We start from the raw sequence: 10,324 nt of genomic DNA, 5'->3' as shown, positions 1-10,324 counted from the left end.
CTCCAGGACCACGTCGACGCCGCGACCGCCGGTGGCGTCCAGAACCGCCGCGGAGCCTTCCTGCGGTGGCCACGCTCGGTCGGCGCCACATCGGATCGCGGTGTCCCGCCGGTGTGCCAGCGGCTCGATCACGAACACGCGGTCGGCGCCGCTGTGCCGTGCCACCTGCAGCGTGAGCACACCGATGGGGCCGGCTCCGACTACCAGCACATCCGATCCCGGCCGCACATGACCGACGCCCACCGCGTGGATGGCCACACCCAGCGGTTCCAGTAGGGCGCCGGCATCGTCGCTGACGTCATCGGGTAGCGGGTGCAGCAGGTGATCCGGCCACACGAGATGCTCCTGTAGCGCACCGTCGAGGTCCCCGTGCCCGGCGAATCGCACAGTGGGGCAGAGATTGTGGAACCCGGCCCGGCACATCTCGCAGTGTTGGCAGGGGATGGCGGGGTCGACGGCTACCCGCCGCCCCGCGTACGGGCCGGTGACGGCGACCGCGGCGAACTCGTGTCCGGGCACCACCGGCTGCTCGAGGCGGTTCTCGCCGATGCCGCCGTCGGTGAACCAGTGCAGGTCGGAGCCGCAGATGCCGACGGAGGTGACGGCGAGTAGGGACCAGCCCGGCTGCGGTTGCGGCGGGTCGGGTTCGGCGGCGATCCGCAGGTCCCCAACGGCATGCAAGCGCGCGGCGATCATCGATTCACAGCCCGGCGGCCACATGGTGATAGACGTCGTTCCAGCGCAGTTCGTGCTGGAATCCGCGCACCGTGGTGGACTCGTCGATGACCAGCAGCTCGGTGGCCGTCATCTCCGCGAAGTCGTCGATCACCTCGGTCCCGATCGCGGTGGACAGCACCGTGTGGTGCGGGGCGCCGGCCATCAACCACGCCTCCGCCGAGGTCGCCCAGGACGGCAGCGGTTCCCAGACGGCGCAGGCGACGGGCAGGTTCGGCAGTTCCGCTGTCGGCTCGACCACCCGAACTTCGTTGGCCACCAGCCGGAATCGGGAGCCCATATCGCTGATGCCGACAATCACCGCGTCGGCCGGGGCGGCGGTGAAACGCAACCGCACCGGATCTTCGCGGCCGCCGATCGACAGCGGATGCACCTCCAGGCTCGGAGTCCCGGCGGCGATGCTGGGGCACACCTCCAGCATGTGAGCCCCGAGGATGCGCTCAGCGCCCGGGGTCAGGTCGTAGGTGTAGTCCTCCATGAACGAGGTGCCGCCGGGCAGTCCTTGGGCCATCACCTTGATGGCGCGCAGCATGAGTGCGGTCTTCCAGTCGCCCTCGCCGCCGAACCCGTAACCGTCGGCCATCAACCGCTGCACAGCCAGCCCCGGCAATTGGCGCAACCCACCCAGATCCTCGAAATTGGTGGTGAATGCGTGAAAGTCACCCTCTTGGAGGAACTTCCGCAGGCCGAGTTCGATCTGAGCCCCGTGACGCAGGGAGGTGTGCCGGTCACCGCCGGCCAACAGTTCGGGTGCGACCCGGTAGGTGAACTCGTACTCCCGGATCAACTTGTCGATGTCTGCGGGGCGCACCCGTTCCACCGCGTTCACCAGATCGTTGACGCCGTAGGTGTTGACCGATGCCCCGAAATGCGCCTCGGCTTCCACCTTGTCACCCTCGGTCACGGCGACATCGCGCATGTTGTCGCCGAATCGGGCCACCTTCAGTGTGGAGAGTTCGGCGCGGCCCAGTGCCGCGCGCACCCAGGATCCGATGCGCGCCCGGGTGCCCGGTTCGCTGACGTGCCCGGCGATCGTCTTGCGTGACGTCGACAGCCGTGACTGGATGTAGCCGAACTCCCGATCCCCGTGAGCGGCCTGGTTGAGATTCATGAAGTCCATGTCGATGCTGTGCCAAGGCAACTCGACATCGAACTGAGTATGCAAGTGCAACAGCGGTTTCCGAAGGTTCTTGAGGCCGCGGATCCACATTTTTGCCGGTGAGAAGGTGTGCATCCAGGCGATGACGCCGATGCACTCATCGCTGGCGTTGGCTTCGCTGAGCACCCGGGCGATCTGCGCGGCGTCGGTCACCACCGGAATCCAGCGCACCTCGACCGGTATTTCGGCACTACCGTCGAGTCGCCCGGCGATCTGGCGGGACTGGTCGGCGACCTGATCCAGGATGCCCGGTCCGTACAGTGACTGGCTGCCGGTGACCAGCCACACCTGGCTGGTGATGAGCCGTGACGCGATCATCGTTGGATCTCCTCGGACGTCTCGGTGCGTGGGCCGGTCTGGCCATACACGTTCTGGTAGCGCTCGAACAGGGCGGCCACATCGGCTGCGTCGAGAGGTGCTGTGGCGCCGAGCTGTCGGCTGATGTGGACGGTGCGGGCCACGTCCTCGACCATCACCGCCGCCTTGACCGCATCGAGGGCGGTGCGGCCGATGGTGAACGGCCCGTGGTTGCGCATCAGCACCGCGGGGGAGTTGCTGTTCTGCAGCACCTCGACGATGCCGCGGCCGATCGAGTCATCCCCGATGAGCGCAAAGGGGCCGACCGGGATCTCGCCGCCGAACTCGTCGGCGATCATGGTGAGCACACACGGTATCGGTTCACCGCGCGCGGCCCACGCGGTCGCGTACGTCGAGTGGGTGTGCACCACTCCTCCCACCTCGGCCATGTGGCGGTACACGTAGGCGTGGGCGGCGGTGTCCGAGGACGGGTTGAGCTCTCCGTCGACCAGGTTACCGTACAGATCGCACACCACCATGTCGTCGGCGGTCAACGAATCATAGCTGGCTCCAGAGGGTTTGATCACCATGAGGTCTCTTCCGGGGACCCGTGCGGAGACGTTGCCGGCGGTCCAGATGACCAGCTCGTAGTGGGTCAGCTGCGCGTGCAGGTCACACACCTGGCGGCGGAGATCGGTGATGACCTGGCTGACATCGGAGGTGATCGTCATGCTGAAACTCCCAGGGCTTCTGCTGAACCGATGCGCCGGAGCCGACGCATCATGTCGTTACCGCGGCCGAACCAGTCATGGGCGGCGACGTATTCGCGGTACAGCCTGTCGTAGACGGCCGCATTGGCGGCAATAGGCCGATAGGCGTGCCGGTTTCGGCGACCCATTTGTTTGGCGGCGGCCGGGACATCTGTGAAGGCACCTGCTGCGGCCGCCGCGTGAATCGCCGAACCCAGTGCCGGCGCCTGCGTCGACGGTACAACAGACAGCGGCAGCCCGGTGGCGTCGGCGTAGATCTGCATCAGCAAATGGTTTTTCAGCAAGCCGCCGGCCACCACCAGCTCGTTGACCGGAACCCCGCTGCTGACAAAGGCTTCCACGATCATCCGGGTGCCGAATGCGGTCGCTTCCAACAGCGCCCGGTACATATCGACACACGTGGTCTCCAGGGTCTGTCCGATCATCACGCCGGAGAGCTCGTGATCGACCAGCACCGAACGGTTCCCGCTGTGCCAATCCAAGGCGACCAGGCCGTGCTGGCCGACGTGCTGGCGGCCGGCCAACTCCGTGAGATACCCGTGGAGCGACAGGCCGCGGCGCCGCGCTTCGACGTGGTAACTCTCCGGCACACAGTTGTCGACGAACCACCCGAAGATGTCACCGACACCGGACTGACCGGCCTCGTATCCCCAGCTACCCTCGGAGATTCCGCCGTCGACCACGCCACACATGCCGGGTACGTCACGCAGCACATCGGAGTTCATCACATGGCAGGTCGAGGTCCCCATGATTGCGACGAGCTGACCGGGTTGCAGCGCATCGGCGGCCGCGACGGTCACATGAGCATCGACATTGCCGACGGCCACCGGGATTCCCGTCGGTAGGCCGGTCCACTGGGCCGCCTGCGCGGTCAGCGAACCGGCGGCTTCGCCGAGCCTGCCGATCCGGTGATCCAGCTTCTCGGTCACAAAATCGGCGAACTCGGGACGTACTTCGGCGAGGAACTCCCGCGACGGATACCGGCCGTCCTGGCGAATGCCCTTGTACCCGGCGCTGCACGCATTGCGGATGTAGCTGCCGCACAGCTGCCAGACGATCCAGTCCGCAGCCTCCACAAAGTGATCGATGGCCGCATAGACGGCAGGGTCCTCGTCGAGGATCTCCAGGGCCTTGGCGAACTCCCATTCGCTGGAGATCAGCCCGCCGTACCGCGGTAACCAGGATTCGCCGCGCCGGGCGGCCACCTCGTTGATGCGATCGGCCTGGGGTTGGGGACTGTGGTGTCGCCACAGCTTGGCGTAGGCGTGCGGTCGATCCGCAAACTCGTCGAGCTCACACAGCGGGGTGCCGTCACTGCTCACCGGCACCATGGTGCAGGCGGTGAAGTCGGTGCCGATGCCGATGACATCGGCGACGTCGATACCGGCCTGGGCGAGGGCTTCCGGAACCGCAGTGCGAAGCACCCTGACATAGTCGGCGGGCACCTGCAGGGCGGACATCGAAGGAAGCCGGACGGTGCCACCGGGCAGGGATTCGGTGATGACGCCGTGCTCGTAGATGTGTTCGGCGCTGGCCAGTTCGTGACCGTCGGACACCCGCACCACCAGGGCCCGGCCCGACAGCGTGCCGAAATCAACTCCTACAGTGTATTTTTCACTACTCACAACGGCTCTTTTCGCTAGTCATGATGGCTCCTTGCGCAGTTCGATGTCTTGTCGTAGAGGTGCCGTGCTGTTCCGGATGATCAGTTCAGGGGCAAGCAGCGGCATGCTGGTGGCCGACCCGTCGAGGGCGGCCGTGACCAGGTCGATGGCACGCTGACCGACGGCGTGGAAGTCCTGCCGCACCGTGGTGAGCGCCGGGTTGAGGTAGGCGGCTTCGGGGATGTCGTCGAAACCGACAACACTGACATCCCCGGGAACCGAAAGTCCCGCTTCGGCGAACGCGTGCAGAACTCCGATGGCCATCTGGTCGTTGGCGACGAACACCGCGGTCATGTCGCCCCGTCGCGCGAGTTCGCGCCCGATCTCGTAGCCGCGAGCCGGGGTCCAATCCCCGGGCCAGGGTTCCCCGACGGGGAGCCCGGCCGTGCGCATCGCGTCCTCGTAACCACAGCGGCGGCCCTTGGCCTCCGTCCAGGTCATGGGGCCGGCGATGTGCTCGATGGCACGGTGGCCGAGTTCGATCAGGTGCGAGGTGGCGTGCCGCGCCCCGGCGATCTGGTCCACACCGACACTGAGCCCGCTGCCGGACAAGTCCCCTTCGACGACGATCAGGGGCAGCCCCGCCTCCGCGGCGTGGGCGACCTCGAGTGCGTCCTCTTGTGCCGCGATCATCACGATCGCCTCGACCGACTGGCGCGCCAGATGGGCCAGGGCATCCCGGAGCGCTTCCGGGGTGACGTCGGTGAGGGGCACCAGGCTGGTGAAATATCCGGCGGCGCGCGCCGCTTCTTGCACCGAACGCTGCACACTCGACGGCCCGTACAGCGCACTGCTGGTGCCGATGATCCCGATGATCCCGGAGCGCCGGGTCACCAGGGCCCGGGCCGCGGTGTTCGGGCGGTACCCCAGCTCCTCGATGGCCTGCTGGACCCGGGCTTTGGTTTCCGGGCGGATGCTGGTGGACCCGTTGATAACCCGGGAGACCGTCTGGTGGCTCACTCCTGCCAACCGGGCGACATCGGCCATCACCGGCTTCGGTCCGCTGGGGGTTGTTGGCTGGCTACTCATCCGGGCTTCCTCACCACTAGTCGCTGAACGAGAACAAACACCAGTAGCAGGACGCCGGTCATGATCCGCGTCCAGTACGAGTCCAGGTTCTCTGCCGTGACAAACGTCTGGATGGTACCGAGCACCAGGACGCCGATCAGCGAGCCGAAGACGAATCCCACTCCTCCCGAGAGCAATACGCCGCCGATCACCGCTGCGGCAATGGCGTCCAATTCCATACCGATCCCGTTGAGGCTGTAGCCGGAGAGCTTTTGCACGGCAAGCAGCAGCCCGGCCAGGGCCGCGCAGAGCCCGCTGATCGCGTAGACCGAGACCCGGGCCCGGGACGCCTCGAGGCCCATCAGCTGGGCCGACTGACGATTGCCGCCGACGGCGTACACGGTCCGGCCGAAGCGGGTCTGGTGCAGGGTGTAGGCGGCGATCACCACCACCGCGAGCGCGATGACCACAGTCCAGCGAATGAACTTGTCCTCATACAGGTAGACGTAGCTCAAGCCGAACTGGCGCAGCACCGGGTCCTTGATGGGCAGGGTGTCGACACTGATCACGTAGCAGAGTCCGCGGGCCAGGAACATCCCGGCCAGGGTGACGATGAACGGTTGGACATCGAAGTACTCGATGATCAAGCCCATCATCAGCCCGAGTAGCGGGCCCACCACCAGCACGGTGCCCACGGCAAGCGGCATCGGCCAACCGTCCTGTAAGGCGGTGGCGACGATCACGGTCGACAACGCCACCACCGATCCGACCGACAGGTCGATTCCGCCGGTGAGGATGACAAACGTCATTCCGACCGCAAGAACGATCAGATAGGCGTTGTCCACCAACAGGTTCAGGAAGACCTGGGTGGGACTGGCGAAGTCGTACCGGATGACGACGGCGGTGAACATCGCGAGGAACAGCGCCAGTGACGCCAGCGGGGAGAGATAGCGACCCCGGGCGCGTCGCCACAGCTCGGCGGCGATCCGGTTGGGTGCTGTTGTGGTGGTGGTCATAGCCGGCTCATCTTGTTGTCGTGGCGTCCGGGCTCGCCTTCTGCCGGCTCCGGGAGCGAGAGCGGCGCGGCGGCGGTGTCGAGTGGGGCGGGGCGGGCACCGGCGGGGCGCCGGAATCTGCGCCGTGACACCACTGCCCGGAACTTCGGGGCCTGCAGCAGGCAGACCGCGATCACCACCAGGGCCTTGAAGACCAGGGTGGTTTCGGGGGTGATCCCGGCGGTGTAGACGGTGGTGGTCAGGGTCTGGATGATCAAGGCGCCCAGGAGGGTTCCGGTCAAGCTGAAGCGGCCGCCCAACAGTGAGGTGCCGCCGATCACCACGGCCAGGATGGCGTCCATCTCGATCCACAGGCCGGCATTGTTGGCGTCGGCGGCCGAGATGTTGGAGGCGATCATCAGGCCGGCGACGCCGGCGCACAGTGCGCTGAACACGTAGACGGCAAAGACGATGGAGCGATGGCGGACCCCGGCCAGCCGGCTGGCCTCCGGGTTGATGCCCACCGACTCCAGCAGCATGCCGAGGGCAGTGCGGCGCACCAACAGGCCGACCAGCACAAACATCGACAGACTCACCAAGATCGCGACGGGCAGTCCCACCGCGTAACCGGCGCCGAGCATCTTGAAGGGGGCGCTGGTGATGGTGACGATCTGGCCGTCGGTGATGAACAGCGCGATTCCCCGGCCGGCCGTCATGAGGACCAGGGTGGCGATGATGGGTGCAACGCCGAAGACGGAGACCAGCATGCCGTTCCACAGTCCCAGCGCCACCGCGACGCCGAGGGCGATCGACATGGCCGTGATGACGGTGCCGGCGGCGGCGGGATCGGGGGAGGCGGCGATGTGGGCGCAGGCCAACGCGCCGCTGACGGCCACCACGGCGCCCACCGAGAGGTCGATACCGCGGGATGCTACGACCAGCGTCATGCCGAGGGCCACCAGCATGGTGGGCGCCCCGTTGCGCAGGATGTCGATCAGACTGCCGTAGAGGTGCCCGTCCTGGATCCGGATACTCAGGAAACTGGGTGTCAGAACAACATTGACCGCGAGCAGCAGGATCAGCGCCAGCGCGGGCCACAGCAGCGGTGAGGCGAGCATCTTCTTGTTCATGGTTGGCTCCCGCCGGCGATCAGCGCCGTCAGTTCCCGGACGGTGCACTCCGAGCCCACCTGGGCGATGCAGTGCCCGTCACGCAGGACCGCGATCCGGTCGCTGATCCGGGCCACCTCGTCGAGTTCGGCGGAGATGAACACCACCCCCATGCCGTCGGCGGCCAAGTCCGTGACCAGCTTCTGTATCTGGGATTTGGCGCCCACGTCGATGCCGCGGGTGGGTTCGTCGAGGATGAACAGCTGTGGTTCGGTGATCAGCCACCGGGCCAGCAGCACCTTCTGTTGATTACCGCCACTGAGGTTCTTCACCAGTGCCAACGGGTCCCGCGGCCGGATGTCGAGGGCGTTCATGTAGCGCTCGACCTGCTCGGTCTTGGTCTTCTTCGACAGTGGCCGGGCGAACCCGCGCCGGGCCTGCAACGCCAGCATCAGGTTGTCGCGCACGGTGAGGTCGCCGATGATCCCCTCGGCTTTGCGGTCCTCGGAGGAGAACGCGAAACCGTTGGCGATGGCGGCGCGCGGGGAACGCATGGCGGCCGGCTCGCCGTTGACCAGCATCCGCCCGCTGGTGGCCCGGTCGGCACCAAAAAGCAGTCGTGCCAATTCTGTTCGGCCCGACCCAAGCAGCCCGGCCAGCCCGATCACCTCGCCGCGGTGGATGTCGATATCGGTGGGGTGGACCGCTGGTGGGCGTCCGAGGTCCCGGGCGCTGAGTACCACCTGACGCTCACCGTCGCTGCTCGCAGCGGTCTCGGCGATCTCCTCGAGCAGGTCGAGCTCGTGGCCGAGCATCGCGGCCACCAGCTGCACCCTGTCGAATTCGGCCGTCCGGTACTCACCGACCAGACGGCCGTTGCGCAGCACCGTCATTCGATCCGAGATCTCGTACACCTGGTCGAGAAAGTGGGAGACGAACAAGATGGCGGTGCCGCCGTCGCGGAGCCGTCGCATCACCCGGAACAGTTCGGTCACCTCGTCGGCGTCCAGGCTGGACGTTGGTTCGTCGAGGATGAGAACCTGCGCCGACACCGCGGTCGCCCGGGCGATGGCGACAAGCTGCTGTAGGGCGATCGGGTGATCACCGAGGGTGGAGCCGGGATCGATGGTGAGGTCGAGTTCGCTGAGCAGCTCGGCGGCTCGCCGGTTCATCGCGCGGTAGTCGATCCGTCCGAGTCGACGTGGTTCCCGGCCCAACAGGATGTTCTCTGCCACAGTCAGATTGGTGCAGAGGTTGACCTCTTGGTACACGGTGCTGATACCGGCGTCCTGCGCCTGGCGGGGACCGCTGAACCGCTGGTCCCGACCGGCGACGGTGATACTGCCCGAGTCGATGGCATAGACGCCGGTGAGCGCCTTGATCAAGGTCGACTTCCCGGCGCCGTTCTCGCCCATCAGCGCGTGGATTTCCCCGGGGAGCAGACGGAAGTCGACGGCGTCGAGCGCCTTCACGCCGGGGAAGTCGATGGTGACGCCCCGCATGTCGACCACCGGGGCGTCGCTGCGCCCGGGAATCGGTGTGGTCATCAAGGGATCCTTCGGTAGTGGCGCGTCAGTACTTGCGGTCCGGGAGGACGGCGGCGGCCTGCTGCTGATCGAACGTCTGATCCTCGGTGACCACCCGGGGCGGCACCGGCTCGCCGGCGACAACCTTCTTGGCAAGGTCCATCAGCTCCGGACCCAGCAGCGGATTGCATTCGACGATGAAGTTGAATTTGCCGTCGGCGAGCGCCTGCATGCCGTCACGGGTGGCGTCGATGGCGACGATCTTGATGTCCTGGCCCGGTTTCTTGCCGGCGGCTTCGATGGCCTCCATGGCGCCGAGTGCCATGTCGTCGTTCTGGGCGAACACCAGGTCGATCTGCGGATTGGCCTTCAGGAACGCCTCCATTACCTGCTTACCGCCCGAGCGGGTGAAATCGCCTGTCTGCGAGGCGATCACCTTCAGATTCGGGTCCGCGGCGATGGCCTCGGCGAATCCGGAGCTGCGTTCCAGCGCGGGGTCAGAACCCGTCGTCCCCTCGAGCTGCACGATGTTCACCGGACCGGGAGCCGCGGCGAATTCCTTGACCACCCAATCGCCGGCCCATTGGCCTTCCCGGACGAAGTCGGCGCCCAGGAATGTGGTGTAGACATCGGGCTCGTCGGTGTCGACGGCGCGGTCGGTGAGGATGACCGGGATTCCGGCGTTCTTTGCTTCCAGCAGAACGGCATCCCAACCGGTGCGCACCACCGGACTGAACGCGATCACGTCGACACGCTGTTGCACAAAGGACCGGATTGCCGAGATCTGGTTCTCCTGTTTGCCGTTGGCGTCGGAGAACTTCAAGTCGATGTCGGCCGCCTTGGCGGCCTCCTGGATCGAGGTCGTGTTTGCGGTCCGCCAGCCGCTCTCGGCGCCCACCTGAGAGAAGCCCATGGTGATGGTACCGGAACCGTCGCCGGTGCCACCGCTGGAATCGCCGGCCGGCGCCGGCCCGCTGCCACATGCCGACAGCACGCTGATGGTCGCGATACCGAGTACCGCGGTCAGTAGTTTTTTCACGACAACTCCTCCGATGTGGTTA

Annotated in this window: 9 protein-coding genes; all 9 read right to left on the bottom strand. The window is 66.4% G+C overall.

The window, feature by feature from the left end:
* On the bottom strand, positions 1–696 hold a 696-nt coding region (locus tag WBB07_RS07395), incomplete at its 3' end, for a zinc-dependent alcohol dehydrogenase (protein ID WP_526306227.1).
* 4 nt (positions 697–700) lie between these two features.
* Entirely contained in the window at positions 701–2,212 is a 1,512-nt protein-coding gene (gene araA, locus WBB07_RS07390; protein ID WP_526306225.1) for an L-arabinose isomerase, read from the bottom strand.
* Positions 2,209–2,922, bottom strand: a complete 714-nt coding sequence (locus WBB07_RS07385; RefSeq protein ID WP_526306223.1) for a class II aldolase/adducin family protein — start codon at positions 2,920–2,922, stop codon at positions 2,209–2,211. Before WBB07_RS07385 ends, araA begins: the two co-directional genes overlap by 4 nt.
* Complete coding sequence (gene araB, locus WBB07_RS07380; protein WP_526306221.1) at positions 2,919–4,586, bottom strand: ribulokinase; 1,668 nt, start codon at positions 4,584–4,586, stop codon at positions 2,919–2,921. Before araB ends, WBB07_RS07385 begins: the two co-directional genes overlap by 4 nt.
* A gap of 18 nt (positions 4,587–4,604) precedes the next feature.
* Positions 4,605–5,654, bottom strand: coding sequence for a LacI family DNA-binding transcriptional regulator (locus tag WBB07_RS07375; RefSeq protein ID WP_526306219.1), 1,050 nt, complete (start codon positions 5,652–5,654; stop codon positions 4,605–4,607).
* Positions 5,651–6,649, bottom strand: coding sequence for a galactofuranose ABC transporter, permease protein YjfF (gene yjfF / locus WBB07_RS07370; RefSeq protein ID WP_526306217.1), 999 nt, complete (start codon positions 6,647–6,649; stop codon positions 5,651–5,653). Before yjfF ends, WBB07_RS07375 begins: the two co-directional genes overlap by 4 nt.
* Complete coding sequence (locus WBB07_RS07365; RefSeq protein ID WP_526306215.1) at positions 6,646–7,758, bottom strand: ABC transporter permease; 1,113 nt, start codon at positions 7,756–7,758, stop codon at positions 6,646–6,648. Before WBB07_RS07365 ends, yjfF begins: the two co-directional genes overlap by 4 nt.
* The gene (locus WBB07_RS07360; protein WP_526306213.1) at positions 7,755–9,284 is read right to left on the bottom strand and encodes a sugar ABC transporter ATP-binding protein; all 1,530 of its coding nucleotides are present in this window, start codon (positions 9,282–9,284) and stop codon (positions 7,755–7,757) included. Before WBB07_RS07360 ends, WBB07_RS07365 begins: the two co-directional genes overlap by 4 nt.
* Positions 9,285–9,309: 25 nt before the next feature.
* On the bottom strand, positions 9,310–10,302 hold the full coding sequence (locus WBB07_RS07355) for an ABC transporter substrate-binding protein (RefSeq protein WP_526306211.1): 993 nt from the start codon (positions 10,300–10,302) through the stop codon (positions 9,310–9,312).
* Positions 10,303–10,324 lie beyond the last annotated feature (22 nt).

Origin of the sequence: Mycobacterium sp. (assembly GCF_049647605.1) — a bacterium.
GTDB lineage: Bacteria > Actinomycetota > Actinomycetes > Mycobacteriales > Mycobacteriaceae > Mycobacterium.
Note: the sequence above shows the minus strand (reverse complement) of the source record. Positions and strands in the feature narration are given on the sequence as shown.